At 62.6% G+C, this 26,004-nt stretch carries 24 protein-coding genes; 14 read left to right on the top strand and 10 right to left on the bottom strand.

What is annotated here, in order from left to right; translation table 11 throughout:
* Positions 1-88 precede the first annotated feature (88 nt).
* Positions 89-364, bottom strand: coding sequence for a BolA family protein (locus HNQ36_RS15675; protein WP_184086624.1), 276 nt, complete (start codon positions 362-364; stop codon positions 89-91).
* Between the two features lie 140 nt (positions 365-504).
* Between HNQ36_RS15675 and HNQ36_RS15670 the strand changes: the two genes are divergently transcribed.
* Complete coding sequence (locus HNQ36_RS15670; RefSeq protein ID WP_184086621.1) at positions 505-1,158, top strand: J domain-containing protein; 654 nt, start codon at positions 505-507, stop codon at positions 1,156-1,158.
* On the opposite strand, the gene HNQ36_RS15665 is transcribed toward HNQ36_RS15670, so the two are convergent.
* Both HNQ36_RS15665 and HNQ36_RS15660 read right to left on the bottom strand, forming a co-directional pair.
* Complete coding sequence (locus HNQ36_RS15665; RefSeq protein WP_184087116.1) at positions 1,130-1,684, bottom strand: DUF1801 domain-containing protein; 555 nt, start codon at positions 1,682-1,684, stop codon at positions 1,130-1,132. The genes HNQ36_RS15670 and HNQ36_RS15665 overlap by 29 nt on opposite strands.
* The gene (locus HNQ36_RS15660; RefSeq protein ID WP_184086619.1) at positions 1,681-2,316 is read right to left on the bottom strand and encodes a VTT domain-containing protein; all 636 of its coding nucleotides are present in this window, start codon (positions 2,314-2,316) and stop codon (positions 1,681-1,683) included. The genes HNQ36_RS15665 and HNQ36_RS15660 overlap by 4 nt, the downstream gene beginning before the upstream one ends.
* A 276-nt stretch (positions 2,317-2,592) precedes the next feature.
* On the opposite strand from HNQ36_RS15660, the gene cobS reads away from it, so the two are divergent.
* The 3 genes from cobS to HNQ36_RS15645 all read left to right on the top strand — a co-directional run bounded on the left by cobS (position 2,593) and on the right by HNQ36_RS15645 (position 6,713).
* Positions 2,593-3,588 (top strand): cobaltochelatase subunit CobS, encoded by a 996-nt coding sequence (cobS, locus tag HNQ36_RS15655; RefSeq protein ID WP_046827914.1) that lies wholly within the window; start codon positions 2,593-2,595, stop codon positions 3,586-3,588.
* A gap of 38 nt (positions 3,589-3,626) precedes the next feature.
* Positions 3,627-5,525: a cobaltochelatase subunit CobT gene (cobT, locus tag HNQ36_RS15650; protein WP_184086617.1), complete on the top strand. Its 1,899-nt coding sequence runs from the start codon at positions 3,627-3,629 to the stop codon at positions 5,523-5,525.
* 162 nt (positions 5,526-5,687) lie between these two features.
* The gene (locus tag HNQ36_RS15645) at positions 5,688-6,713 is read left to right on the top strand and encodes an esterase-like activity of phytase family protein (protein WP_184086609.1); all 1,026 of its coding nucleotides are present in this window, start codon (positions 5,688-5,690) and stop codon (positions 6,711-6,713) included.
* 113 nt (positions 6,714-6,826) lie between these two features.
* Here HNQ36_RS15645 and rpmB read toward each other — a convergent pair whose 3' ends face one another.
* On the bottom strand, positions 6,827-7,120 hold the full coding sequence (rpmB, locus tag HNQ36_RS15640) for a 50S ribosomal protein L28 (protein ID WP_184086607.1): 294 nt from the start codon (positions 7,118-7,120) through the stop codon (positions 6,827-6,829).
* Positions 7,121-7,493: 373 nt separating this feature from the next.
* Here rpmB and HNQ36_RS15635 point away from each other — a divergent pair, with 373 nt between their 5' ends.
* The 5 genes from HNQ36_RS15635 to HNQ36_RS26225 all read left to right on the top strand — a co-directional run bounded on the left by HNQ36_RS15635 (position 7,494) and on the right by HNQ36_RS26225 (position 13,965).
* Positions 7,494-8,360: a DUF3108 domain-containing protein gene (locus HNQ36_RS15635; RefSeq protein WP_184086605.1), complete on the top strand. Its 867-nt coding sequence runs from the start codon at positions 7,494-7,496 to the stop codon at positions 8,358-8,360.
* A 350-nt stretch (positions 8,361-8,710) separates the two neighbouring features.
* The gene (locus tag HNQ36_RS15630; protein WP_184086596.1) at positions 8,711-12,061 is read left to right on the top strand and encodes a helicase-related protein; all 3,351 of its coding nucleotides are present in this window, start codon (positions 8,711-8,713) and stop codon (positions 12,059-12,061) included.
* Between the two features lies 1 nt (position 12,062).
* Positions 12,063-12,332, top strand: coding sequence for an RNA-binding S4 domain-containing protein (locus tag HNQ36_RS15625; protein ID WP_184086594.1), 270 nt, complete (start codon positions 12,063-12,065; stop codon positions 12,330-12,332).
* A gap of 93 nt (positions 12,333-12,425) precedes the next feature.
* The gene (gene fdxA / locus HNQ36_RS15620) at positions 12,426-12,764 is read left to right on the top strand and encodes a ferredoxin FdxA (RefSeq protein WP_046827907.1); all 339 of its coding nucleotides are present in this window, start codon (positions 12,426-12,428) and stop codon (positions 12,762-12,764) included.
* Positions 12,765-13,173: 409 nt separating this feature from the next.
* On the top strand, positions 13,174-13,965 hold the full coding sequence (locus tag HNQ36_RS26225) for a CarD family transcriptional regulator (RefSeq protein ID WP_283809698.1): 792 nt from the start codon (positions 13,174-13,176) through the stop codon (positions 13,963-13,965).
* An 81-nt stretch (positions 13,966-14,046) separates the two neighbouring features.
* On the opposite strand, the gene HNQ36_RS15610 is transcribed toward HNQ36_RS26225, so the two are convergent.
* The 4 genes from HNQ36_RS15610 to HNQ36_RS15595 are packed head-to-tail and all read right to left on the bottom strand — an operon-like array spanning position 14,047 to position 18,678.
* Positions 14,047-15,534: a M48 family metalloprotease gene (locus HNQ36_RS15610; protein WP_184086590.1), complete on the bottom strand. Its 1,488-nt coding sequence runs from the start codon at positions 15,532-15,534 to the stop codon at positions 14,047-14,049.
* Between the two features lie 4 nt (positions 15,535-15,538).
* A complete protein-coding gene (locus HNQ36_RS15605; RefSeq protein WP_246395414.1) occupies positions 15,539-16,339 on the bottom strand; it encodes a thermonuclease family protein in 801 nt (266 codons plus the stop codon).
* Between the two features lie 49 nt (positions 16,340-16,388).
* On the bottom strand, positions 16,389-17,711 hold the full coding sequence (locus HNQ36_RS15600) for a flavin-containing monooxygenase (RefSeq protein WP_184086587.1): 1,323 nt from the start codon (positions 17,709-17,711) through the stop codon (positions 16,389-16,391).
* Positions 17,704-18,678, bottom strand: coding sequence for an NAD-dependent epimerase/dehydratase family protein (locus HNQ36_RS15595; protein ID WP_184086585.1), 975 nt, complete (start codon positions 18,676-18,678; stop codon positions 17,704-17,706). The genes HNQ36_RS15600 and HNQ36_RS15595 overlap by 8 nt, the downstream gene beginning before the upstream one ends.
* Positions 18,679-18,917: 239 nt before the next feature.
* Between HNQ36_RS15595 and HNQ36_RS15590 the strand changes: the two genes are divergently transcribed.
* The 5 genes from HNQ36_RS15590 to HNQ36_RS15570 all read left to right on the top strand — a co-directional run bounded on the left by HNQ36_RS15590 (position 18,918) and on the right by HNQ36_RS15570 (position 24,834).
* Positions 18,918-20,063, top strand: a complete 1,146-nt coding sequence (locus HNQ36_RS15590) for an ABC transporter substrate-binding protein (RefSeq protein WP_430641374.1) — start codon at positions 18,918-18,920, stop codon at positions 20,061-20,063.
* A gap of 68 nt (positions 20,064-20,131) precedes the next feature.
* Positions 20,132-20,920 carry an enoyl-CoA hydratase gene (locus HNQ36_RS15585; RefSeq protein ID WP_184086581.1) on the top strand — a complete coding sequence of 263 codons (789 nt, stop codon included), beginning with the start codon at positions 20,132-20,134 and terminating at the stop codon, positions 20,918-20,920.
* An 89-nt stretch (positions 20,921-21,009) separates the two neighbouring features.
* Positions 21,010-21,759: a VOC family protein gene (locus HNQ36_RS15580; protein WP_184086579.1), complete on the top strand. Its 750-nt coding sequence runs from the start codon at positions 21,010-21,012 to the stop codon at positions 21,757-21,759.
* An 8-nt stretch (positions 21,760-21,767) separates the two neighbouring features.
* Positions 21,768-23,894: an acetate--CoA ligase family protein gene (locus HNQ36_RS15575; protein ID WP_184086577.1), complete on the top strand. Its 2,127-nt coding sequence runs from the start codon at positions 21,768-21,770 to the stop codon at positions 23,892-23,894.
* Positions 23,895-24,030: 136 nt separating this feature from the next.
* Positions 24,031-24,834 carry an SDR family NAD(P)-dependent oxidoreductase gene (locus tag HNQ36_RS15570; protein WP_184086575.1) on the top strand — a complete coding sequence of 268 codons (804 nt, stop codon included), beginning with the start codon at positions 24,031-24,033 and terminating at the stop codon, positions 24,832-24,834.
* A 37-nt stretch (positions 24,835-24,871) separates the two neighbouring features.
* On the opposite strand, the gene HNQ36_RS15565 is transcribed toward HNQ36_RS15570, so the two are convergent.
* Together HNQ36_RS15565 and HNQ36_RS15560 are read right to left on the bottom strand one after the other, a co-directional pair.
* A complete protein-coding gene (locus tag HNQ36_RS15565; protein ID WP_046827897.1) occupies positions 24,872-25,144 on the bottom strand; it encodes a GlsB/YeaQ/YmgE family stress response membrane protein in 273 nt (90 codons plus the stop codon).
* 87 nt (positions 25,145-25,231) lie between these two features.
* A complete protein-coding gene (locus tag HNQ36_RS15560) occupies positions 25,232-25,831 on the bottom strand; it encodes a YidB family protein (protein WP_184086573.1) in 600 nt (199 codons plus the stop codon).
* Between the last annotated feature and the right edge of the window lie 173 nt (positions 25,832-26,004).

The raw sequence follows: 26,004 nt of genomic DNA, 5'->3' as shown, positions 1-26,004 counted from the left end.
AATTAAATCGCACGATTCGTTTGAATTTGCAGGCGCACCGGTGTGACCCGATCGGAAGCCGGTTCCTGCTTGTCCGCGGAGTGCGTCGCTACGCCTTGTTTTCGCCAGGCGCATAGGCCTTGATCGCCAGTGCATGGACCGGGCCGGACAGTTCCGGCGCCAGCAGCGAATTTATCATGCGGTGGCGGTCGATCCGGCTCTTCCCTTCGAACGCTTTCGACACGATATAGAGCCTGAAATGCGTTGCGCCGCCCGGCCTGTGGCCTGCGTGGCCTTCATGCAAGTGGGATTCGTCCACGACGTCGAGACTTTCAGGGATGAAAGCTTCGCTCAACTTTTTTGTGATCTGATCTTTTACGGTCATGATCTGCGCAATATCGCGCGTTATTCGCCAAGGTCAATCACCGTTTCAATTGCGGTTCACCGGCGCGGCGATGTATACTCCGCGCTCGCGAAAATTCGCGTGAAGACTTGCAGCTTCTCACAAGGCGTTATCAGACAGCCATGGCCATCGACTCATCCAAATTCTTCGACAGCATCCGCATCAAGCCCAACAAGCTGAGCGCGAAGCAGCAGGCTGCTGCACGCGAAGAAGCCGTGATGTGCGAGGCGCCCGGCTGCAAGAACAAGGGCGGACATCGTGCGCCCAAGGGCCGCGGTCATGAGAAGGAATACTGGCATTTTTGTCTCAACCACGTTCGCGAATACAATCAGGGCTACAATTTTTTCCAGGGCATGGCGCCGGATGCGGTCGCCAGCTACCAGAAGGATGCGCTGACCGGCCATCGTCCGACCTGGAAGATGGGTGCGAACAGCGGTAAAAAATCAAAGTCCGATCTCGACATGGACGCGGCTTTGGATCCGCTCAAGATGTTCGACGAGATGAACGGGCGCGGCAAGTGGCGTCCCGGTCCGGGCAGTGCCAGGGCGGAGCCGAAGGCGGAAACGCGAAAGATCTTCAACGCCGAGAAGAAGGCGCTGCTGGTCATGGGCCTCGGTCCCGACGCCACGCTGGAAACGGTGAAGGCCAAATACAAGCTGCTGGTGAAGCAGCATCACCCCGACGCCAACGGCGGTGATCGCTCGACCGAAGATCGCCTGATCGAGATCATCAAGGCCTACAACTATCTCAAGACAGTCGTGCGCGGCGCGTCCTGAGCGCCGGCCTTTTCGGCGTGGCGGGTTCACGCTTGTGCTTTGAAACCGTCTTCTTCACCGAAACCGTCTTCTTCGCCGAAACTGATTTGTTTTTTGTGACGCCCTTGCGCGCGTGATAGGTCAGCGCCAGCCCGATGCAGTGGCGCAGCGCCTTTTCAGGAATTTTCGCGGTCGTCTCGAACAGGATGCTGCGGTTGCCGCCGTACTCCATCTGCGCTGGATACAGTTCGCGGAATGTTGCGACCAGATCGGTCTGGCAGTGGAAATACATCGCGACGCGGTCATCGGCTGGTTTCACGCGGTCGATCCGGATCGTGCTGCCGGTGCCGGACTGCGCGGTGAGATAGCTCGGCTGGCCCCATTTCAGCGTTTCCTCGAGCGGGCCGACGCCGTCGAGTTTGGTCGCGGTCTCCAGGATCATCGCGCGCAGTGTCAGCAGCTTTGCGCGAACGGCATCCGGATAGGCGTCAAACACCTTTGCGACATTGCGGTCGGTGAACGCTCTGTGTTCGCTGGCTCGCTTCACCCGACCCTCCCGTTCGCCTCGCGCCGACTGCGCCAGTGATACACGCCCACAGCGATTATCCCGATGGCGATGATGCCGCCCACCAGCGGCAATCCGTAGTGTTCGATTTTCATGCCCCATCGCTCCGCAGCGGAGCCGGCGAGCGCGCCCGACAGCACGTGTGCTGACGCCCACACCAGCACGGCGGCGGCGTTGACCGGATAGAATCGCTGCGGCGGCATGCCGAGCGCGCCGGCGGTGATCGGCACGACGGCGCGGATCGGCGGCACGAAACGCGCAAGAAACACCGCAAGCGTCCCATAGCGATGGAAGAAGGCCTCGCTCTTCGCGACGAGCGCCGGGTAATTCGACAGCGGCCAGGAGGTCAGCACCTTGCGCTGGCTGGCGCGGCCGATCCAGTAGGCTAGCCCGTCACCGAGCAGCGCCCCGGCGATTGCCGCCATCAGCACCGGCGTCAGGTGAAGGCTGCCGGCGGGCACCAGCGCGCTGAGCGCCAGAATCACGGTCGAGCCCGGGATCAGCGAGCCCAGAATGGGGACGGCCTCAAGAAAAGCGGCAAGGAAAATCGCTGCATAGGCCAGCAAGGCATGAAGCGAGACAAACCCGATCAATTGATGGAGATGCGAATTCACCTGAGGCCCACTGCTGGCGCGATTCCGGGAACGCCACCATACACCGGGAAATCCGGGGCCAACCGCCGATTGGGCCCTCCGAATCGGCGTGGTCCCCGGCAATCGCAGGGCAGACCTACCAAAGCTGCGAAAATGGCTTATCTCAATGAAAATACGATGGAACTTTCATTGCGCAGTGGGCTTCTGCCATTGGCATCTGTCTGCTACGTTGCAGCACGCACCCCACCCGCAGCAAGCACGTCTGGTTTCGGGAGCATCCGGGACCACGGAGGATTGATGACCGCCGCCATGACCAAGTCGCAGGAACCCGCAGGCCTCCCAGACATGAAAGTGTCGGTTCGTCAGGTCTTCGGGATCGACAGCGACCTCGAAGTCCCCGCCTATTCCAACGGCGATCCGCATGTGCCCGATGTCGATTCGGATTATCGTTTCGACCGTGCCACCACGCTCGCTATCCTCGCCGGTTTCGCGAAGAACCGCCGCGTCATGGTCACCGGCTTTCATGGCACCGGCAAGTCGACCCATATCGAGCAGGTCGCAGCACGGCTGAACTGGCCCTGCGTGCGCGTCAACCTCGATAGCCACATCAGCCGTATCGATCTCGTCGGCAAGGACTCCATCGTCGTTCGCGACGGCAAGCAGGTCACCGAATTCCGCGACGGCATCTTGCCGTGGGCGCTTCAGCACAACATCGCGCTGGTGTTCGACGAATACGACGCCGGCCGCCCGGACGTGATGTTCGTGATCCAGCGCGTGCTCGAAGTCTCGGGCCGCCTGACGCTGCTCGACCAGAACAAGGTCATCAAGCCGCATCCGGCGTTCCGCCTGTTCTCGACCGCCAATACGATCGGTCTCGGCGACACTTCGGGCCTCTATCACGGCACCCAGCAGATCAACCAGGGCCAGATGGACCGCTGGTCGATCGTGACCACGCTGAATTATCTGCCGCACGACGAGGAAGTGGAGATCGTGCTCGCCAAGGCGAAGCACTATCGCACCGATGCCGGCCGAGACACCGTCAACAAGATGGTCCGCCTCGCGGATCTGACGCGCAACGCGTTCGCCAACGGCGATCTGTCGACGGTGATGTCACCGCGCACCGTCATCACCTGGGCGGAAAACGCCGAAATCTTCGGCGACATCGGTTTTGCCTTCCGCGTCACCTTCCTGAACAAGTGCGACGAGCTTGAGCGTCCGCTGGTGGCGGAGTTCTATCAGCGCTGCTTCAATGCGGAGCTGCCGGAATCCGCGGTCAATGTCGCGTTGAGCTAGGATTTGCCTCTCCCCGTCGCGCGGGGAGGAAAGGTTGCATGAGCACGTCGAATATCAAGTTCAGGACCGGGTCGAAGGAATCGCCGACGGAGCCGTTCAAGCGCGCGGTGACGTCAGCACTGCGCGCCATCGCCAAGCAGCCTGAACTTGAGGTGACATTTGCCGCCGAGCGCCCGGGCCTGTCGCCCGGCAAGGCGCGGCTGCCGGAGCCGGCGCGAAAATTGACCCGCAAGGATGCGGCCATCGTGCGTGGCCATGCCGACTCCATTGCGTTGCGTGTGGCTTGTCACGATCCGAAGGTTCACCGCAAGCTGGCGCCGGGCAATCCGCAGGCTCGCGGTGTGTTCGACGCCGTCGAGCAGGCTCGCGTGGAAGCCATCGGCGCCAAGCGCATGAGCGGCGTCGCCAAAAACCTCACCGCGATGCTCGACGATCATTTCCATCGCGGCAAATTCGACGAGATCACCGACCGCGCCGACGCGCCGCTGGCCGATGCGCTGGCGATGATGGTGCGCGAACGGCTCACCGGCCTCGCGCCGCCGGCCGCGGCGCGCAAGATGGTGGACCTCTGGCGGCCTGTCCTTGAAGACAAGATCGGCACGCGTCTCGATGTGCTGAAGAACTTCACCGAGGATCAGGCCCGCTTCGGCGACGCGCTTCACGACGTGCTGCAGGCGCTCGAACTTGGCGACGACCGCAATGCGGATCAGGACGAGGACGACAATCAGGACGAGAACCGCGACGGCGAAAAAGACCAGTCCGGAGCGGATGGTTCGCCGGAGGGCGAATCCGCCGAGGAGATGAGCGCCGAACAGTCGCAATCCTCCACCGAGGAGATGTCGGAAAACGCCATGGAAAGCGCGCAGGCATCCGCCAGCGACGCCTTCGACGACAGCGAGATGGGCGAGGACGAAACGCCTGGCGAAGCGCATCGGCCGCCCGGCCGCGGCGGCAACGAGCCGCGCGGGCCGGAGTATCACGCCTTCGCGCCGAAGTTCGATGAGGTCGTCTCGGCGGAAGATCTGTGTGAGCACGACGAACTGGAGCGGCTGCGCAGCTATCTCGACAAGCAGCTCGCGCATTTGCAGCACATCGTCGCGCGGCTGGCCAACCGGCTTCAGCGAAAGCTGATGGCGCAGCAGAACCGCGCCTGGGAATTCGATCTCGAGGAAGGCATCCTCGACCCCGCGCGGCTGTCGCGCGTCGTGACCGACCCGTATCATCCGCTCTCGTTCATGCACGAGAAGGAAGCCACCTTCCGCGACACGGTGGTGACGCTGCTGCTCGACAATTCCGGTTCGATGCGCGGGCGGCCGATCACGGTGGCTGCGACCTGCGCGGATATTCTGGCGCGGACGCTGGAGCGCTGCGGCGTCAAGGTCGAGATTCTCGGCTTCACCACGCGGGCGTGGAAGGGCGGTCAGTCGCGCGAGGCGTGGCTGGCGGCGGGCAAGCCCGCCAATCCGGGCCGCCTCAACGATCTGCGCCACATCATCTACAAGTCGGCGGACGCGCCATGGCGGCGCGCGCGCAAGAACCTCGGCCTGATGATGCGCGAGGGCCTGCTCAAGGAAAACATCGATGGCGAGGCGCTCGACTGGGCGCACAAGCGCCTGCTCGGACGCTCCGAGCAGCGCAAGATCCTGATGATGATTTCGGACGGCGCGCCGGTGGACGACTCGACGCTGTCGGTCAATGCGGGCAACTATCTCGAGCGGCACCTGCGCCACATCATCGAGGAAATCGAGACCCGCTCGCCGGTCGAACTGATCGCCATCGGTATCGGCCATGACGTGACGCGCTACTATCGCCGCGCCGTGACCATCGTGGATGCGGAAGAACTCGGCGGCGCCATCACGGAAAAGCTGGCCGAGTTGTTCAGCGAAACCCATGTCGAGACCTCGTCGCCGTCGCGCCGCCGCAGATTGCACTCCTAGTGTCCCGTATCCGACGTTCGCTTTACTCTGTAGCGGCTCCCGAGCGAACGTCGGATACGAAAGGACACTAGCAGACTATAATTCGAGTGATCCTTTGGTTCTGACATTCGTAAAAGGTGCCGGCCGAGAAGTGATACGAATGTCAGAACCGGATCACTCGACATGACCACCGACATCAGCCGCCGGCGGTTTCTGGGGAGCGCCGCGGTTGTGCTGCCCGCGTGCATGGCCGGTCTGGGTGCAACCCCCGCTGCGGCGCAGACCGCCGCCGTCGAGGTCAAGGCGCGCCCGATCGAATCCTTCGATCCGCGCGATCCGACCCACATTCGTTATGGCGCGCTGGAGTTTCGCAGCGGGCTCATCCTCACTTCGTCGTTTCGCGGTTTCGGCGGCCTGTCGGGACTGCGGCTCGACAAGAAGGGCGAGCAGTTCATCGCCATCAGCGACAAGGGCAGCTGGTTTACCGGACGCATCGCCTATCGGGGCAAGCGCATGGCGGGACTGGCCGATGTGAAATCCGCGCCGATGCTGGACAGCGATGGCAAGAAAGTCACTGCGCGTAGCTGGTTCGACAGCGAGTCGCTCGCGCTCGACGGGTCCACGGCTTATGTGGGCTTTGAGCGTGTCAATCAGATCGTGCGGTTCGATTTCAGCAAAGGCGGCATCCGCTCGAGAGGCGAGGTGGTGCCGCTGCCGCCCGGGATGAGCGAGCTGCCCTTTAACAAGGGACTCGAAGCCCTCGTGTTCGTCCCGAAGGGGCAGCCGCTTGCAGGAAGCCTGATTGCGATTTCGGAGCGCGGGCTCGATCCGTCGGGAAATATCCTGAGCTTCCTGATCGGTGGACCGTCGCCCGGTCCGTTCACGGTCAGGCGCACGGACAATTTCGACATCAGCGATGCGGTTCTGTTGCCGTCCGGCGATCTGCTGCTGCTGGAACGAAAGTTTTCACTGCTCGAAGGCGTCGGCATTCGCATCCGCCGCATCCCGGTCAAATCCGTTGTTCCGGATGCGGTGATCGACGGGCCGACGATCTTCGAGGTCGATCTCGGGTACGAGGTCGACAACATGGAGGGCATCGACGCGCACGTCACCGACAAGGGCGAGACCGTACTGACCATGGTGTCGGACGACAATTTCTCGATGATCCAGCGCACCCTGCTGCTGCAATTCACGCTGGTCGGGGAGTGAGTGCCGTCATCCTGAGGTGCGAGTTCGCCCCGTAATGACGGCAGAAGATCTTCAAAACAAAAAAAGGCCGGACAAAAGCCCGGCCTTTTGAAATCCTGTTGCGGATCGAACGATCAGCTCGCGACGGCGAGCTTCTTCTTTTCGATCTGGCGCTTCAGTTCGACCGCCTTCGGCGACAGGTCGTCGGCGCTGGCCTTGATCAGGAATGCGTCGAGGCCACCGCGGTGATCGACCGACTTCAGCGCATTGGTCGAAATACGCAGGCGCACCGAGCGGCCGAGCGTGTCCGAGATCAGGGTGACGTTGCACAGGTTCGGCAGGAACCGGCGCTTGGTCTTGTGGTTCGAGTGGCTGACCTTGTGGCCAACCTGAGGGCCCTTGGCCGTCAATTCGCAGCGCCGAGACATAGCGTAATCCTTTGGCGAAATCTTGTGTCGCCCCGGACCACCGGAACGGGGTCGCGTGGGGGTTTGAAACCGTCCATTTCAGGAACGGCGGAGCTATAAGGGGCTAGCCGCCTAGCGTCAAGGTTGGGAGGCGATTTCAGCAACTTATCTGCGGGTCAGGGCGAGAGGCCGCCGTCGGCAAAAATGACAATTTTCCCCGTTAAACCAGTGATTTCCTAACATATAATCGACGTAATCCCTGACCAGACAAGTTACCACAGGCTTTCGATAGCGACTTTCGCGGCCTACGCGGGATAGCCGTCCCGCCGACGCCGTGCTCCGGGGGCGCCGGTCAATCGCCGGTCATCGTGTGCAAGGATTTTCGTCGGTGGACATGCCCCGGTTCCCAGAATTCGCCCGGAAACGCTTCCGGATCGTCAGGCTAGGGCTTTGCCTGTCGGGGGCGCTGGCTCTCTGCGCGTCGCTGGCCGTGCCTGCGACGGCCCAGGGACGTTTGGACGCCAAGTATGAAGCTTCGCTCGCCGGCCTCCCCATCGGCAAAGGCGCTTGGATCGTCGATGTTTCCGAAGACCAGTATTCGGCCGCCGTCAGCGGCGCCACCACCGGGCTGATGAAATCCATCGGCGGCGGCAATGGCACCGGCACCACACAGGGCCGTATCACGGCGGGTCAATTCGCTCCGCTCAGCTACGTTTCGACCGTCAATTACGGAAAGAAAGCTGAAGTCATCCGCATCGCGCTGGGCGGCGGCAACGTCAAGGACTCCACGATCGAGCCGCAGCCGCCGGAAAGCCCGGATCGTATTCCGGTGACCGACGCGCATCGCCGCAACGTGCTCGATCCGATGACGGGCTCGCTGCTGAAAGTCGCGGGCACCGGCGATCCGGTTGGTCCCGAAGCGTGCCGCAGGACGCTGTCGGTGTTCGACGGCCGGATGCGTTACGATCTGCGGCTTGAGTACAAGCGCATGGAAACGGTCAAGGCCGAAAAGGGCTATCATGGGCCGGTCGTGGTCTGTGCGGTCTATTTTACGCCGATCGCGGGCTACGTTCCGGATCGCGTTTCGATCAAGTACGTCGCGGCCCAGCGCAACATGGAAATCTGGTTCGCGCCGATCGCCGGGACGCGTGTGCTGGCGCCTTTCAGGATCACCATTCCAACGCCGCTCGGCACCGGCATGATCGAAGCGACGGAATTTGTTTCGGCGCAGAAGACCGCCAAGACGAACTCGACGAACTGACCCGGTCGGTCCGGGTCCTGCGGCCGCCGCCGCGCTGATTCAGCCGCGAATCTCACCATGAATCGTGTTGACTCTTCGGCCAATCCGATTCGACTCCGGACTTAACGATTTCATCCCGATCGCGACATGCGCGGAGCATCTTCAAACCCCATATAGTATCGTTGACCGACGAATTGTGCGACATGTTGAGGCCTTCGAGGCAATCACACCGCGAGTCAGCGATTCGGGCTTCTTTCGTTCCTTAACCGTTCCAAATCTTAAGTTGCGGCGTGAATAGCGTCGCATTGTGAGACACTTCCAGTCACTGCCTGCGGCGTCCGCGTCGTGTGCGTTATGCGGACCTTGTGATTATGCCCTTGTCGTCTTCCGCCCCGCTGTTTTCGAATGAGCGTGCTCCTGGCGCCGGTGTCACTGCGGTGCTCGGCCCCACCAACACCGGCAAGACCCATCTGGCGATTGAGCGGATGCTGGCTCATTCGTCGGGAATCATCGGTCTGCCGCTGCGGCTGCTGGCGCGTGAGGTCTACAACAAGATCGCTGCGCGGGCCGGTGCCGATGCCGTGGCGCTGATCACTGGCGAGGAGAAGATCAAGCCGCCCAGGGCGCGGTACTGGGTCTCCACGGTGGAGGCGATGCCGCGCGATCTCGATGTGTCGTTTCTCGCGGTAGATGAAATCCAGATCGCTTCCGATCTGGAGCGCGGTCACGTTTTCACCGACAAGATACTGAACCGGCGCGGGCGCGATGAAACCCTGCTGCTGGGTGCGGCCACCATGCGGCCGATCATCGAGCGGCTATTGCCCGGCGCCAACATCGTCACGCGGCCGCGGCTGTCGCAGCTCGAATTCGCCGGCGACCGCAAGATCACGCGGCAGCCTAGACGTACTGCGATTGTCGCGTTCTCCGCCGACGAAGTTTACGCCATTGCCGAACTGATCCGACGTCAGCATGGCGGCGCCGCCGTGGTGCTGGGCTCGCTGTCGCCGCGCACCCGCAATGCGCAGGTGGAGATGTTCCAGTCCGGCGACGTCGATTATCTCGTTGCCACCGATGCGGTGGGGATGGGTCTCAACCTCGACGTCGATCATGTGGCGTTCGCATCCGACCGCAAATACGACGGCTATCAGTTCCGCCGGCTGACGCCTTCGGAGTTTGCGCAGATCGCGGGCCGCGCCGGCCGCGCCACGCGCGATGGAACATTCGGGACCACGGGGCGCTGCGCGCCGTTCGAGCCCGAACTGGTCAATGCGCTGCAGAATCACACCTTCGACAGCGTCAAGATGCTGCAATGGCGGAACACGCGGCTGGATTTCTCATCGCTGGGCGCGCTTCAGGTGTCGCTCGCGCTGGTGCCGAACCATGAGGTACTGACGCGCGCGCCGATTGCCGAGGATATCCGCGTGCTCGAGCACGCGGCGCGCGACGAGGACGTCCGCGACATGGCCAAGGGCGCCGCCGCCGTCGAGCGGCTGTGGGAGGCCTGCCAGATTCCGGATTACCGCAAGCTCTCGCCAGCTGCGCACGCCGAGCTTGTCACCACGCTGTATGGGTTTTTGATGCGAAAGGGCCGGATTCCGGACAACTGGTTCGAAGCCCAGATCGCGCAAACCGACCGCACCGACGGCGATATCGACACATTATCGGCCAGGATTGCCCAGATCCGGACCTGGACATTCGCGGCAAATCGTCCCGATTGGCTGGTGGACCCCGAACGCTGGCAGGGAATTGCCCGTGGGGTCGAGGATAAATTGTCAGATGCCCTGCATGAACGGCTAACTGAGCGTTTCGTTGATCGCCGGACCAGTGTATTGATGCGGCGCTTACGGGAAAACACGATGCTGAATACTGAGATTGGGAAGACGGGCGAAGTGATCGTAGAGGGCCATATGATTGGCCGTCTCGATGGATTCATGTTCGCGCCGGAGTCGGCGGAAGCGGGCTCCGATGCCAAGGCCTTGCAGGCTGCTGCACTGAAGGCGCTGGCTGGCGAGATCGATGCGCGCGCCGAAAAGCTGTCGAAGGCGCCGGACGATCAGTTCGTGCTGACCTCCGACGGTACGTTGCGCTGGACCGGCGATGCCGTCGCCAAGCTGGTCGCTGCCGACGACGTGCTGCATCCCCGCATCCGGATCATTGCCGATGAGCGCCTGACCGGCCCGTCGCGCGAGGCTGTGCAGACGCGGCTGGATCTATGGCTCAAAACGCATATCGAAAAAATTCTCGGCCCGATGTTCGAACTGTCGAAGGCCGAAGACATCACCGGCATCGCGCGCGGCATCGCCTTCCAGTTGATCGAAGCGCTCGGTGTGCTGGAACGGCCGAAGATCGCCGCGGAGATGAAGGATCTCGACCAGCCGTCGCGCGCATCCTTGCGCAAGTACGGCGTGCGGTTCGGCGCGTATCATATTTTCTTCCCCGCGCTGCTCAAGCCGGCGGCGCGCGGACTGGCGTCGCTGCTCTGGGCGCTGAAGCGCGATGACGTGGACTGGTCGGCGCTGACCGGCGGGCAGCATCTGGCCGCCAGCGGGCGCACGTCCTTCCCTGCAGACAAGGCGCTGGATCAGGAAGCTTACCGCACGCTTGGCTATAAGCTGTGCGGCGACCGTGCGGTGCGCGTCGACATTCTGGAACGCCTCGCCGATCTTATTCGTCCTGCGCTGTCGTGGCGTCCGGGCTCATCGGGTGAGAAGCCTGCGGGCGCATTCGATGGCCGCTCGTTTATCGCCACGCAGGCGATGACATCGCTGACCGGTTCTGCCGGTGATGATTTCGCCTCGATCCTGAAGGCACTCGGCTACCGCATGGAAAAGCGGCCGCCGCTGCCGGTTGAGGTCGCGCCGCCTGTGGCGCCCGCAGAGACGCCCACAGAAGCTGTTGCAGGCTCTGAAGCCGTTCCGACCGTCGCTGTTGCGACGGAAGCGGAAGCGGTTGCTGTTGAGCCGGAGGCGGCTGCGGCAACGGAGTCGGTCGCCGACATCACCAATGACGTTGAAGCTGCTGCCGAGACAGTGGCTGCGGATGCCACAGCAACGCGGTTGCCGGAGGTTGAGTTCGCCCCGGTAACGGAAGCTGCGGAGCTCGCAGTTGAAGCCGCAGCGAGTGACTCTGCCGCAGAACCAGTTGCTGCAACCGAAACTGCGCCCGACGTTGCTGCGGCCGAAGCGACTGAAGCCGTCCCCGCAGAACCGGTGCTGGTTGAAGTCTGGCGGCCGGGCGGGCGTTCCGAGGAACGCCGGCCGCGTCATGATCGCAGCCGCTACAAGGGACCGGACAAATCCGCTGCACCGGCAGCCGAAGGTGAAGCCGCTGCCGAAGGCGACAAGCGCGAACGCCATGGCCGTCATCGCCGCGATCGCAGTAACGAGCATCGCCGTCCGCGCGGTGACGCACCGGTGGTTGCCGCAGAAGGCGCTGATGCCGCACAGGCGCGTCCGCCGCGCGACGACAAGGGCGGCCGGCCGCCGCGTGACCATTTCAAGGGCAAGGACCGCAATCAGGATCGCGGCCAGGACCGCAGCAAAGGCAAGTTCGACAAGCGCCGCGACAACCGCAAGGACGATCGTGATCGCAGCGGCGGTGCGCTTCGGACCTACGCGACCAGCGCCGCTCCGCGCGAACGCGATCGCCCCGCGGATCCGAACTCGCCTTTCGCAAAACTGGCGGCGCTCAAGGAGCAGCTCGCGGGTAACCGCAAGGACTGATTTGGATCGGCAGCGTCTCGACAAGTGGCTGTGGCATGCGCGGGTCGTGAAAACCCGAACCGATGCTGCGGCTCTGGTCGCCAGGGGCCGCGTCCGAATTAATGGAGCGCGTCAGACTTCGCCGGGGCATGCGGTGAAGGCAGGCGAGGTTCTCACCATCGCGCTCGACAGCCGGGTGCGGATTCTGAAGATCACCGGATTTATGGATCGGCGCGGAGATGCCACCGCCGCGCGAACCATTTACCTCGATTTGCAATCGCCTCCGGAATGACTAATTGCCAATGGTGGCCATGACGGCGTCCCTTGCAGCGCCGCACATCCTGCGCTACGCCAAACCAGAAAATGAGACTGTCCGGAGCCTTGGATGACGTACGTCGTCACTGAAAACTGCATCAAGTGCAAGTACATGGACTGCGTGGAAGTTTGCCCCGTGGATTGCTTCTACGAGGGTGAGAACATGCTGGTGATCCATCCGGACGAGTGTATCGACTGCGGCGTGTGCGAGCCGGAATGCCCTGCGGACGCGATCAAGCCCGATACCGAGCCGAGCCTCGAAAAATGGCTCGAGGTGAATGCGGACTACGCCAAGTCCTGGCCCAACATCACCCAGAAAAAGGACGCGCCGGACGACGCCAAGGAATTTGACGGCGTCGAAGGCAAGTTCGACAAATATTTTTCTGCCAATCCGGGTTCCGGCGACTGATTTGACCTGCTGAGGTGTCCGATGTGCGGGTGTCGGCAGTTCCGCAGCGCGGATAACTTTTAACCCTACCGGCGATGAATACCGGCGCCGAGGCCGTCCAAGGCGCGCCGCGGGCCATAAATCATTGATTTTTGCGGGAAATGTGCTATTTTGGGCACATTCTAACGCCGAACCCCTTTTGCCCCGCGTTTAGGGCCCCGATGGGTTCCCGAGAAACCATTAAACAGGGGCGTGGCGGTTTCCACGCATGGGCGCTGTGTCAGACAAATCGCGTCATAAAAAGAACTCCAAAACAAACGACAAGGGTTCCAAGGATAAGGGCACCAAGAAGACGCTCGCGGCGAGCCGCAGCGCGTCCAAGAAGGATGCTCGCGCGTCCGCCACACCCTCAAAAAACAAAAGAAGCACAATGCCGAACAAAAAACCTGCCAAGACGTCCGCGAAGGCCCCCGCAAAGCCCGTTGCGAAGCCTTCGAAGACGGTGACGAAGCCTGTTGCCAAGACCGCTGCACCCAAGGCCCCCGTGAAGACCGTTGCCGGCAAGCCTGCCGCGAAGCCGGTTGCTGCTGCACCGCGCGTGGAGGAGCCGAAGAAGCCGTTGACCCAGCGTCAGGGCTTCAAGACCAATGAATTCGTGGTGTATCCGGCGCATGGCGTCGGCCAGATTCTCGCGATCGAAGAGCAGGAAATCGCAGGCGCACGGCTTGAGCTTTTTGTGATCAACTTCATCAAGGACAAGATGACGTTGCGGGTGCCGACGGCGAAGGTCGCCAATGTCGGCATGCGCAAGCTGTCGGACCCCTCGCTCGTCAAGCGCGCGCTGGAAACCCTCAAGGGCCGCGCGCGCATCAAGCGCACCATGTGGTCGCGCCGCGCGCAGGAATACGAAGCGAAGATCAATTCGGGCGACATCGTCGCGATTGCCGAAGTGGTGCGTGACCTGTTCCGCTCCGAGTCGCAGCCCGAGCAGTCCTACAGCGAACGGCAGCTTTACGAAGCCGCACTCGATCGCCTGTCGCGCGAAATCGCCGTGGTTCAGCACGTCACCGAGACCGAAGCGGTCAAGGAGATCGAAGCCAACCTTGCCAAGAGCCCGCGTCGCGGCGCCAAGGCGGATGCTGACGCAGGTGCGGATGCAGCGGCTGATGAATCGGACGATGGCGACGGCGACGACTCGGTGTCTGCCGACGAAGCCGCCTGATCGGCCTCTAGCAATAATTTGGAATAAGAAAAGCCCGGCCTTTGCGCCGGGCTTTTTGCTGAATGATGCTTGTCCGAAGATTCAGTCGACCACGATCTTCACGCGGTCGCGCGGCTTCAGTGTCGAGCGGGAATCAAGACCGTTCAGGACGCGGAATCGGTCGACCGGGCGATCGACGCCCTGCATCCGGTGGGCCACCGATTCCACGGTATCGCCAGGCTGCACAGTGACGACCTTGATCCGCAGCGGCCGGGCCGCCTGGATCTCGGCCAGCGTCAGTCGCCGGAACGAATTCACCGTGTCGCGGAAGCTGCGATCGCCTTCCGGCGTTTTCTTCTTGGCCGCGAAAATGAAGCGATAGACGTCGCTGCCGAAACGCAGGGCGTAGATTCTGAACTGCCACTGATCGCCGCTGGCCGTCGCAGTCGCGGACGGGAAGCCGTTGATGCTGGTGTCCTCGGTCGACGACTTGTCGACATTCTCCATCCAGCCGGAATTGAGGTAGTCGCCGAGCGTCTGTTCCGCGGGGACCCGCACCACGTCGAAGCGCATCGCCTGTGCGCCGCCTTCGCGCACGCCGACAACGGCCTGCGCCGTGTTCTCAAGCACGAATCCGTCCGGAACCTGGAACGTGAAGCCCAGCTTCGGATGCAGGAAGCGCCGCCCGCGCACAAAGCCTTCGCTCGGGTCTTCGCCGTAAACAAGATTGTCGATTGCGGAGAGATAGGCATCGCGATCACGTTCGCCGCCTTCCGGCGACGAGTACTGACGCGCGCTGGACTGTGCGTTCTGCACACGCTCCGGTGTCGCCGGGTGTGACGACAGGAAGTCCAGCGAACGCGGGTCGGCGGGCGCGCGGCCGGCCTTCAGCGCGGCGTTGCGCTCCATCGCGGTGAGAAAACGGGACGCGCCGAACGGATCGAACTTGGCGCGCGCGGCGATGCCGACGCCAATGCCGTCGGCTTCGAATTCCTGCGAGCGTGAAAAGCTCGCCATGGTCAGTTTGGTCTTCGCCAGCGCTAGCGCATTCATATCGGAATCGCTGCCCATGTCGGCGACCACGCGGGTGACGACGGCGGCCTGCTTGGCCTGATCCTCGCGGATCGCCGCATGCTTGGCCAAGACATGCGCCATCTCATGCGCGAGCACCGACGACAGTTCGGATGTGTCGCTGGCGAGCGCGATCAACCCGCGCGTGACGTAAAGCTGCCCGGTCGGCAGCGCGAAGGCGTTGACCGCGCCGGAATTCAGGATCGTCACCTTGTAGGCGAGATCGGGCCGCTCGGACGCCGCGACGAGGCGATCGACGGTTTTGGTGATCAGGGCTTCCAGCCGCGGATCGTCATAGGATCCGCCATAGGACGCGAGTATGCGGCTATGCTCGCGTTCGGTCGCCGGAGTCTGGGCTGCGGGCTTGTTCGGCTTGATCGGTGCGAAGCTTGCGTTCGATGCGGTCTGGAATCGGCCGAGGTCGCCGCAGGCGCTCAAACCCAACGACGCGCACAGGGCTGCCGCCGCGAAAACGCGGGGGGAGTTCCGTGGGTCTCGTTGGCTTGCAGATACCGCCACGTCTCTATTTACCCTCATCCTCAGGCACAAATTTCTTTACGGCCAGATCACCCGAGATCGTCCTGGCTGCGCCGATCAACTCGAGTTGCCCCGGGTGGGTTATCTCGATCCGCGGCCCGCCGCGCTTCTCGATCCAGCCCCGAACCCGAACTCTCTTGTCCTTCAGGGACTTAAGGTCAATTCCAGCCGCCTCGACAGACGGCATCATGCGCCTTGAAATAGTCACGGCAAAGTCCCGTGTCCATCGGCGTCCGAAATTGACATAAAATGTCGCGCCGGCCAGTCGGGCCGACGAAACCGTCCCCTCCACTATAGTAAAGCGTCCCAATCGAGCCAAAATATCGTCGGTGCTTTCCGCGTTTTTTAAGGCAGCGGAACCGGTCCAGATGCCGCGTCTTGCCGCACGCGCGGCAGCCTCGGCGGCCAGCAGCGCGCGGGAACATGCCGGGTCGCTGACGGTGGGTGACGCCAGGGCTTCGCCACGCGAGAGCATCTCGAACTGGACCTGTGTCCCCGATCCCTTCAGGGCGACAAAAGCCGGTTGGCGCCCGTAGCGATCCGGTGTGTCGTCAGAACCGTGCAGCGAGACGTCGCGGCTTTCGATCAGCGCGGCCAGCATGGCCTTGCCGCGATCCGCGCTGTCTGCAGCAAGCTCGATCCCGGCGAGACGCACCTCGCGTCCGTCCTCAAGCCGAAAGGTCTTCGCGTCAAGCACGCGGCTTACGCGGCCATCGCCCTGCAGCGCGAACGCGCATGCGGCAAGCGCCGGTTGAACGCAAGTACAGATGATCAATGCGACGCTCATCGCAAGTCCTGCGACACGCTCCCCGCGCTTGCTCATCGGCATCTCGCCATCAGAGGCCTGCCTGATTGCGCTCCATGTCCTTGCGAAGCGCGCCAACGTAGCTCTTGAAATCCACTTCCAGAGTGTATCGCGCCGAGTTCAGCCACGTCCGCTGCTTCTGCTCGTGGTGCGATCTGACTTCGCGCGCCATGTCGGCGGCGGAGGGCAGCGCCATTCTATCCGCAAGCGCCGCCGCGATCCATCGCGCCTGCACCTCGACCAGCGGAATTGTTGCACCGATCGGCTGCACCAGGCCGGCGAAATAGAGCCCAGGCAGGCCGGGCGGCGTCATACGGCGATAGAGGTCGACCATTTCGCCGTCGGTCACCGAGAACAGTGACGGCGTCAGAAACGGGAATGTCGTCTTGTATCCCGTCGCATAAATGATGGCGTCGAATGGATTGCGCGACCCGTCCGCGAATTCGACCGCGGCGCCGGCAAGCTTCACGACATTCGGTTTGATGCCGATCCAGCCGTGCCCGAGATAGGGCAGCAGTTCCTGACTGATGGTCGCATGCTCGCGCCACATCGGATGTTTCGGCTTCGGAATTCCGAACCGGCACTGATCGCCCACGGCGAAGAAAGCTAGCCGCGCCATGATCATGCGCGTCAGCAGCGTCGGGAATTTCAGCTTGCGGGAAAAGAACGCCGACCAGCGGTCGGTCGGGATTCCCATCATGTATTTCGGCATCACGTGAGCGCCGGTTCGCGTCGACAGCGTGACGCTCTTTGCGCGCTTGCAAAGGTCGACCGCAATATCGACGGCGGAGTTGCCGATGCCGACCACCAGAACGTTCTTGTCGTCGAACGGCGCGGCGGTGCGGTATTCGCTGGAATGGATGGCGACGCCGTCGAATGTGCCGGGAAATGATGGCCAGCGCGGATTCCACAAATGCCCGTTGGCGACCACGACAGCGCGGTAGTTTCGCGGACGGCCGTCGGCGGTCACAACCCGCCAGCGGCCGTCATCGATTCTCTCAACGGAGGTCACTTCGGTGTTGAATGCGATCGCTGAGCGGACCTTGAAGTGATCGGCATAGGATTCGAGATAGGTCAGCAGCTGCCGATGCGAGAGAAAGTCCGGCTGATCGGCGGGGATGGAAAAATCCGGATAGCCGAGATTGTTACGGCTGGTGTCGATGTGAAGGCTGCGATAGGCGCAGGACACGCCATTGTCGTTCTCGTAGCGCCACATGCCGCCGAGATTCGATCCCTTTTCGAAGCAGTCGAATGACAGTCCCTGGTCGCGCAAGGCCTTGGCGACCGCGACGCCTGACGAGCCGGCGCCGATGATGCAGATGTCCGGTGAAGCCGCCGCCGTCGTGTCATGCATTGCCGAGACTCGCGATGTAATGCCGGGCGATGCTTTCGAAGCTGGCATCGCTTGATATGCCGACGGCGGATGCTGTGCGCGAAACAAAGCCCTTGGGCCAGCTATCGACAATGGCTTCCAGCGTCGCGTCGGGCGCGAAGGTGATTTTCCCCAGGCGAGATGGGTCCACGGTTCTCCTCAGTGCGGCAACGATGTCCGCCATGCTCACCGTCAGCGCCGGAAGGTTGATCGCGGTGATGCCGTTGAGTTTTGCGGATGTGACGTCATGCATAGCCATTAACCCTGCCACGACGGCGGCAACCGACACGACCGGGATGTGTGTCTCGCTTTTCAGCGGCACGGTGACATCGCGTCCGGCGACGGCATCGCGGACGATGGCAGCGACGCGATCCGAGACGGACGATGTCGGCGGGCCTGGATGAACCAGCACGATCGGCAGCCGCAGCGATCTGCCTTCGATCTCGCCGCGCCGGGTGGCATCCGCGAGCATCAGTTCCGCGATCGACTTGTGCGTGCCGTATGACGTTTGCGGATGCTGAACCAGATCGTCGTCCACGACATCAGGCAGAGCGCCGCCAAACACGGCGATCGAACTCGGGAAAATGAACTTCGGCGGCGCCGTCTGCGATCCGACCAGGGCGATGAGTTGCGCCAGCGCCGAGACATTCACATGCAGCGCGCGGTCAGGCTCATTGGCGGCCGCGCTGGTAAGCATGGCGGCGAGGTGGAACACACTGTCCGGCTGCCAATCCGCGATGCGCCGCAGGACGGCGTCATCAGATATGTCGCCCTGGATACGTTCAACCCAGCTCTCGCCTGAGCCGATGGGCAGATATGAATCGACCAGCAACACGCGATCGATCGCGCGCGGGACTCCGTGTCTGTCGATGAGTTGCCCTGTGCTCAGCAGTGCGCGCACAAGTTCGGATCCGATAAATCCACCCGCTCCGGTAATCAAAACCCGCATGTCATTCCGTCTGGCGAAACGCGCGCCCGCGAAACGGGGCTGTCGGTTCGCAAACTTGTAATTTCACCGGCGTGAGTCAAGGGCGAAGGCCGCATGGCCTTGTCGCTGGCGCATCGTTGCGCCATGATGAAATCCAAGGAAGATGCCGCCGGCGAAGGCGCGCATAACGGGAGACTGCATTGAAGAAAATTATCGCAACTCTTATTTCATCCGCTGTCGTGCTCGGCTCAGGCGCGGCCATGGCGCAGGGCAAGCCGCCTCTGAAGCTCGGCGCGATCCTCGACATGTCGGGTTTGTACGCCGACATCACCGGCGTCGGCAGCGAGACTGCAGCGAAGATGGCGGCGGAGGATTTCGGCGGCGAAGTGCTCGGCCGCAAGATCGAGATCATCGCGGCGGATCACCTGAACAAGGCGGACCTGTCGTCGAGCATCGCCCGCGACATGTTCGACAATCAGGGCGTCGAAGCGATTATCGACGTCGCGGCATCGGCGACGGCGCTCGCCGCCAACGAGATCGCCAAGGCGCGTAACAAGATCATCATGTTCAACGGTCCGGGCTCGGTTCGCTTGACGAACGAAGCCTGCGGTCCTTACACAGTGCATTATGTGTTCGATACCTTCGGGCAGGCCAACTCGACCGGCCTTGCTGCCGTGAAGGCGGGTCTCGACACCTGGTACTTCCTTCAGGCCGATTACGCGTTCGGACAGGATCTTGAAAAGGATACGTCCGCTGTTGTGACCAAGATGGGCGGCAAGGTGCTCGGCACCGTCAAGCATCCGCTCAACACCTCGGACTTCTCCTCGTTCCTGCTGCAGGCGCAGGGATCGAAGGCGAAAGTCGTCGGTCTTGCCAACGCCGGCGGCGACACCATCAACGCGATCAAGCAGGGTGCGGAGTTCGGCCTGATGAAGGGCGGACAGAAGATGTCGCCGCTGCTCGCCTTCGTCACCGATATCGACAGCATCGGGCTTGAGACCGCGCAGGGTCTCGTGCTGGCCGAAGCCTGGTACTGGGATTTGAATGACGAGACGCGCGCATTTTCGAAGCGCTTCATGGACAAGATCAAGCGCGTGCCGACCTCCGCGCAGGCAGGCGTGTACTCCTCGGTCACTCACTATCTCAAGGCGGTGAAGGAAGCGGGCACCACCGACCCCGCCGCTGTGATGAAGATCATGAAGTCGACGCCGATCAACGACATGTTCGCCAAGGGCGGCAAGATCCGTGAAGACGGCCGCATGACCCACGACATGTATCTGTTCGAGGTGAAGAAGCCGTCGGAATCGAAGGGGCGTTGGGACAACTACAAGCTGCTCGCGACGATCCCGGGCGACCAGGCCTTCCAGTCGCTGGACGCGTCGCGCTGCCCGCTGATCAAGAAGTAGCTCTATCCTAGTTGCATAAAGCGCCGGCTTCGGCCGGCGCGTTATGCTGTCCAACACAGGAGGTCTCCATGAGCGGCACGGTTCTGCAGAGTCTCGATCGCGGTCTGTTGACGATCACCATGAACCGGCCGGAGCGGCGCAACGCGATCAACGCGGAAATGTCGGCGGATCTCATCGAGGCGGCGCGGCGGGCGGCGGACGACACCGAGGTTCGCGCCGTACTCCTGCGTGGCGCCAACGGTACGTTTTGTGTCGGCGGCGACGTCAAGTCGATGGCCGAGAACAAGTCGGAACTTACATATGAGACGAAGCGCGCCAATCTGCGGCGCGGTATGGAAGTTTCGCGACTGCTGCATGAACTGCCGAAGCCGGTCGTGGCGCAGATCGACGGCGCGGCGGCGGGCGCGGGTCTGTCGATCGCGCTGTCCTGCGATCTGCGCGTCGCCGGCGTATCGGCCAAGATCACGACGGCGTTTGCCAAGGTCGGCTTCTCGGGCGATTACGGCGGCACATATTTCCTGACGCAAATGCTCGGCAGCGCCAAGGCGCGCGAGCTTTATCTGATGTCGCCCGTCCTCACGGCGCAGGAAGCCCTTGCGCTCGGGATGGTCACCAAGGTTGTCCCGGATGCCGATGTGGCCGACGCGGCGACTGAACTTGCCATGTCGCTGGCGCAGGGACCGACTGTGACGCTGGGCTACATCAAGCGCAACATCAACAATGCTGAAACCCTGTCGCTCGAAGCCTGCTTCGACGCCGAGTCCGCGCATCACACCCGCTGCTCGGAAACCGCTGATCATCGCGAAGCCGCGAAGGCCTTCATGGAAAAGCGCAAGGCGGTGTTCAAGGGACATTAAGGCGTGATCGCGAGAGCTCTGGCTTTCGAGGATCGTGCTCGCCGAAAATCTCGCCTATCAATGAATAAGAGCGACATTGGAGCGCCTGCATGACTGACGCGACACGAATGCGGCAAATCTGTCTGGTCGCGCCGCACCTTGAGCCGGTGGTTGGCGACATCGCGGCGATCATGGGGCTGACGGTCCGCTACCGCGATCCCAATGTGGCGCGCTACGGCCTGGAGAATGCGCTGCTCCCGGTCGACACAATCCTGCTTGAGGTCGTCGCCCCGTTTCGTGAGGGCACCGCCGCCGGGCGGTTCATCGACAAGACCGGCGGCCGTGGCGGCTACATGGCGATCCTGTCCTGTCCCGATCCGCGCGAACGGCAGAAGAATGCTGAAGCCATCGGCGTGCGGATTTCTCACGTCATCGATCGTCCACCCTATCTCGGCGTCCAGCTTCATCCGCGCGATTGCCGCGCCGCTTTCATCGAGTTCAATCACACCGCCGACAGCGACAACATTCGCGGCGCCTATCCGCCGGCCGGCCCTGACTGGGACAAGTCGATCCGCGACGATGTGACGACGGCGCTGACGGAGGTCATCCTGACAAGCCCTGATCCGCGCGGACTCGCGGACCACTGGAGCCGCATCATCGGTGCTCCCGCAACCGGCACCGAGATTGTTCTGGTCAATTGCCGGATCCGGTGTGTCGAAGGCGACAGCGAGATCATGAGCGGACTCACTTTTCGTGTTCGCGACCCGGCCGCCGTGTTGCGCGCCGCGCAGGAAAGAGGCCATGCGGTGACCGGAAGTTCGTTCGGCCTCGGCGGCGTCGATTTTCGTATCACCGCGTGAGCCAAGACGTGCCCCAACACCCGCTGGACACATTCTTTTCACCGAAAAGCATCGCCATCATCGGCGCGTCGCGGGACGACAAGAAAATCCCCGGCATGTTGCTGACGTTTCTGCGCAGGAATGGATTTGCCGGAGAGATCTATCCCGTCAACCCCTCCTATGACAGCGTCGGCGATCTTCGGTGTTATCCGTCGATCACGGCGATTGGAGCGCCGGTCGATCTCGCCATCGTGATCATTCCGGCGCGTGCGGTTCTCGGTGCCCTGCAGGAATGCGCGGCAGCGGGGGCGAAGAACGCGATTGTGATTTCCTCAGGCTTCGCGGAGGAGGGCGGTGAGAGCGCCGGCATGCAGGCCGAGATCGCGCTGCTTGCGAAGCGCACCGGCATGCGCATCTCGGGGCCGAACGCCGAAGGCTTCTACAACGAGCCGCAGCGCATCGCCGCCACTTTCAGCCCGACGGTCGATGTCAATCCGGATGCGCCGCGGCTGCTGGCGACACCGCGCCGCGTCGGTATCATCGCCCAAAGCGGTGGCATCGGCTTTGCGATCTACAACCGCGCCAAGGCGATGGGCGTTGCCGTCAGCAATGTCATCAGCACCGGGAACGAGTCCGATCTCGCCGCCGGTGAATTTCTCGACTACATGGCGCAGGACGCGAACACCGACGTGATCCTGATGTTCATCGAGGGCATCCGCGATCCCGGGATGTTTGTCTCGGCCGCACGCCGCGCTGCCGAGGCCGGCAAGCCGGTGATCGTTACCAAGGTCGGGCGCTCGGGCGCAGGCGAGCGCGCCGCCGCGTCCCACACCGCCAGCATGGCAGGCTGGACGGCGGCATACGATGCCGTGTTCGCCAAATACGGTTTCATCGTTTCCAACGATCTCGATGAGGCGGTTGCGATCGCCGCCGCATTCGCCACAGCGCCGCTGCCACGCGGCGACCGTGTTGCCATCGTCACCGTATCGGGCGGCGCGGGCGCGTGGGTGGCGGACACGCTTGCGGCGGAAGGCCTGCAGATTCCGGAGCTTTCGCAAACGCTGCAGACGCAGGTGCGCGCGCTGATCCCGTCCTATGGATCGCCGCGCAATCCCGTCGACATCACGGCGCAGGCGGTTCACAGCGGCGGCCTGCAGAAGGTTGTCGAACTGCTTGAGCAATCCGATGACGTCGACGCGATTGTCGTCGTGGTGTCGCTGGCGAGCGAAACGCGCATCCCGGTCAAGCGCGACGAGATCAAGCCGCTGATTGACGCCCAGCGAAAGCCGATCCTGTTTTTCACCTACACCTTGCCGTCGCAGTTCGCGCGCACGGAACTGGCTGCCTCCGGTATCGTGGCGTTTTCCGGCATCGCCGCGCTCGGCCGGGCGGTCAGCCGCCTTGTGAGCCGGAGCAGGTTTACACTCTCGCCCTGCGCGGAGGCTGCTTCACCGCGTCTGGCGATTCCCGGAGGCACCGTACCGGAGCGCCTCTCGGAGCATGAGAGCAAGGCGCTGCTGCGCGAGGCTGGAATTGCCGTGCCGCAGGAAAGTCTGGTGCGGGATCAGGCCGAACTGGCGGCAGCACTTTCCGGCATGGATTTCCCGGTGGTGATGAAAATCCAGTCGCGTGATATCCCGCACAAGAGCGAAGCCGGCGGCGTGCGGGTCAACGTCCGCGATGCCGATGACGCGGCTGCGACCTTCAGCGATTTGATTGCGAACGCATCGCGGTTCAAGCCGGAGGCCAGTATTCAGGGCGTGCTGGTGGGGCCGATGGCGCGGCAGGGCGTCGAAATGATCGTCGGCACGGTCAATGACGCGACGTTCGGCCCCATCGTGATGGCCGGGCTTGGAGGTATCGCGACCGAGCTATTCAGGGACGTGGTCTATCGGCCGGCGCCGGTCGATCAGTCGGAAGCCGCCGCGATGATCGGTGAGCTCAGATCAGTGGCGCTGCTCCACGGATTCCGCGGGGCCGCGAAAGCCGACACGGTCGCGCTCGCAAGGCTGATCGCGCAGATGTCCGAATTGGCCGTTGCGTTGAAGGATCGTGTGTCGGAGATCGAGATCAATCCGGTCCGCGTGCACGAGGAAGGTGCCGGCATCACTATCGTCGATGCGTTGATTGCCGGAAAGGCCGCAACTCCAGGCTGATTTCGGCGGACGAACATTGGCGCGGCCGTTGCGCATCTGCCATTCGCATGCCGAAGCGGCCGGAAAATCGCTGTCACGGCCGGAATTTGGCCGCTAGATTGCGCGCGCAACGACAGCCTCGCAAGAAGGACATGAGATGGCCAAGGATGGATTGACGGTAATTGTAACAGGCTCCGCATCGGGTCTCGGTGCGGCCTCCGCCGCATTGCTGGCGAAACAGGGCGCACGCGTCGTCATCAACTATTCGTCGAGCCAGAAGGAAGCCGAACAGACCGCGGACGAATGCCGAAGCGCGGGCGCAGAGGTTGTAGTGGTGCAAGGCGACGTGTCGCGCGATGAGGATTGCAGGAAGATCGTGGCCGCGGCGGCCCCATGGGGGCGGCTTGACGGCCTGATCAACAATGCCGGCACGACAAAGCATGTGGATCATGGCGATCTCGAAGGCCTGTCGGCGGAAGACTTCCAGCGCATCTATGGTGTCAACACCATCGGGCCATTTCAGATGGTTCGCGCGGCGCGCGCGCTGCTGGAGGCCGGTGCGAAGCATTCCGGCCGCAGTTCGTCGGTCGTCAACGTCTCGTCGATTGCCGGGATCGCCGGCATCGGATCATCCGTTGCCTATGTCGCAAGCAAGGGCGCGCTGAACAGCATCACCCTTTCATTGTCGCGCGCGCTCGCGCCGCTGATCCGCGTCAATGCAGTTTGTCCCGGTTATATCGATACGCCGTGGTTCACCAAGGGCCGCGGCCCCGAACTCGCCGGGAAGATTCGCCAGATGGTGACGGATCAGTCACCGCTCCAGATGGCGACAACGGCACACGATGTCGCCGAACTCGTTTGTTTTCTTGCGAGCCCCGCGTCGCGCAGCATCACCGGAGAAATCATGCGGATCGATGCGGGCGCGCACCTCGGACCAGCCGTTCTTCCAAGGCGGACCTGATCCGGCGTCATGAGTGCAGGACGAATAATCCTGCTGCTCAGACCTTGTTGCCGGGGTCGGACACGACCCCGCGTGCAACCAGTCTGTTCCAGATAAACAGCACGATCAGCGCGCCGATGGTGGCGGTGATGAAACCCGCGCCCTGGCTGGGGCTGTAGAAGCCGATAGCCTGACCGATGAAGGTTGCCAGGAACGCGCCGGCGATGCCGAGCACCATCGTCAGGATGAAGCCTGTCGGATTGTTCGGACCGGGCGATAAAAGCCGTGCAATGAAACCTGCGACCAATCCGACAAAGAGAACGTAGAGCATTGCTGGTATCCTTCGTGCTTGAATTCAAAGAGACGCTTGCCGGTCAGCGTGGAGCGAAACATTCACTCCACGCTGTCGTGACGCCAATCAAATCCAGCGCGAAGCTTCGCGCTCGGTCGGCAGCCGGCCATCGGGCGTCAGCTGATTGATGACGTCGGGCAGCTGTCTCGCGAGACCCGCAAGCAGTTCGTCGCGCGATAGCCCGGTTTGCGATGTCAGCGTGCTGATCTGGTCCGCACCAAGCGCGGAGGCGAGGTCGTTGGGCGAGATCTGCTTGTTGGGACCGGGGCTGACCCACGAATTCGCGGTCTCGGTCTGGCCCTTTTCCTGAAACTGTTTCAGCAGATCGTTCAGCCCGCCGCTCAGAACGCTGCCCGCTGCGCCGCCTGCCAGCAATCCGCCGAGAGCGCCGCCGAGCGGACCCTTCATCAGGTCGCCGAGCCCGCCGCCAAGTCCGCCGGTGCTGGCCGTTGTCGTTCCGGGTAGCGGCGTCGGTGTGGATGGCGCCGGCACGTTGCCCGCCGGGTTCGCCCCGGACTGGCTCCCGCCAATGTGTTTGACTGCCTTGTAGGCAAGAAGAGCAAGAATCGCCATGGTCATTGGCGACATCCCGCCGCTGCTTTCGCCCGGTGCGCTTGGTCCGCGAGGTCCGTTCTGCATGCCGTTGAGAATATCGAGCAAACCCATCGTTATCTCCTGTCGAACGCCCACCCTGCGGGAAGACTAGTGTTTCGACATGACGGTTACAAGGCAGGGTGGTGGTGGGGCGCGGGCTCTGGTATGGAATCGCGAAAGTTTTAGATGCTCTTGCGGCTATCTCCGCGAGGGATGCGACCGATCCCGTACCTCAGCCGGATAGA

Source organism: Afipia massiliensis (assembly GCF_014203115.1).
In the GTDB taxonomy this organism is placed as follows: domain Bacteria; phylum Pseudomonadota; class Alphaproteobacteria; order Rhizobiales; family Xanthobacteraceae; genus Afipia; species Afipia massiliensis.
The sequence above is the reverse complement of the archived record's forward strand: the minus strand, read 5'-3'. Positions and strand labels throughout refer to the sequence as shown.

Bases quoted from the DNA above. Each gene is read 5' to 3' on its own strand.
- HNQ36_RS15675 (WP_184086624.1), bottom strand. From the start codon at position 364: ATGACCGTAAAAGATCAGATCACAAAAAAGTTGAGCGAAGCTTTCATC.
- HNQ36_RS15670 (WP_184086621.1), top strand. From the start codon at position 505: ATGGCCATCGACTCATCCAAATTCTTCGACAGCATCCGCATCAAGCCC.
- cobS (WP_046827914.1), top strand. From the start codon at position 2,593: ATGACCGCCGCCATGACCAAGTCGCAGGAACCCGCAGGCCTCCCAGAC.
- cobT (WP_184086617.1), top strand. From the start codon at position 3,627: ATGAGCACGTCGAATATCAAGTTCAGGACCGGGTCGAAGGAATCGCCG.
- HNQ36_RS15645 (WP_184086609.1), top strand. From the start codon at position 5,688: ATGACCACCGACATCAGCCGCCGGCGGTTTCTGGGGAGCGCCGCGGTT.
- rpmB (WP_184086607.1), bottom strand. From the start codon at position 7,120: ATGTCTCGGCGCTGCGAATTGACGGCCAAGGGCCCTCAGGTTGGCCAC.
- HNQ36_RS15635 (WP_184086605.1), top strand. From the start codon at position 7,494: ATGCCCCGGTTCCCAGAATTCGCCCGGAAACGCTTCCGGATCGTCAGG.
- HNQ36_RS15630 (WP_184086596.1), top strand. From the start codon at position 8,711: ATGCCCTTGTCGTCTTCCGCCCCGCTGTTTTCGAATGAGCGTGCTCCT.
- fdxA (WP_046827907.1), top strand. From the start codon at position 12,426: ATGACGTACGTCGTCACTGAAAACTGCATCAAGTGCAAGTACATGGAC.
- HNQ36_RS26225 (WP_283809698.1), top strand. From the start codon at position 13,174: ATGCCGAACAAAAAACCTGCCAAGACGTCCGCGAAGGCCCCCGCAAAG.
- HNQ36_RS15605 (WP_246395414.1), bottom strand. From the start codon at position 16,339: ATGAGCGTCGCATTGATCATCTGTACTTGCGTTCAACCGGCGCTTGCC.
- HNQ36_RS15600 (WP_184086587.1), bottom strand. From the start codon at position 17,711: ATGCATGACACGACGGCGGCGGCTTCACCGGACATCTGCATCATCGGC.
- HNQ36_RS15595 (WP_184086585.1), bottom strand. From the start codon at position 18,678: ATGCGGGTTTTGATTACCGGAGCGGGTGGATTTATCGGATCCGAACTT.
- HNQ36_RS15590 (WP_430641374.1), top strand. From the start codon at position 18,918: ATGGCGCAGGGCAAGCCGCCTCTGAAGCTCGGCGCGATCCTCGACATG.
- HNQ36_RS15585 (WP_184086581.1), top strand. From the start codon at position 20,132: ATGAGCGGCACGGTTCTGCAGAGTCTCGATCGCGGTCTGTTGACGATC.
- HNQ36_RS15580 (WP_184086579.1), top strand. From the start codon at position 21,010: ATGACTGACGCGACACGAATGCGGCAAATCTGTCTGGTCGCGCCGCAC.
- HNQ36_RS15570 (WP_184086575.1), top strand. From the start codon at position 24,031: ATGGCCAAGGATGGATTGACGGTAATTGTAACAGGCTCCGCATCGGGT.
- HNQ36_RS15565 (WP_046827897.1), bottom strand. From the start codon at position 25,144: ATGCTCTACGTTCTCTTTGTCGGATTGGTCGCAGGTTTCATTGCACGG.
- HNQ36_RS15560 (WP_184086573.1), bottom strand. From the start codon at position 25,831: ATGGGTTTGCTCGATATTCTCAACGGCATGCAGAACGGACCTCGCGGA.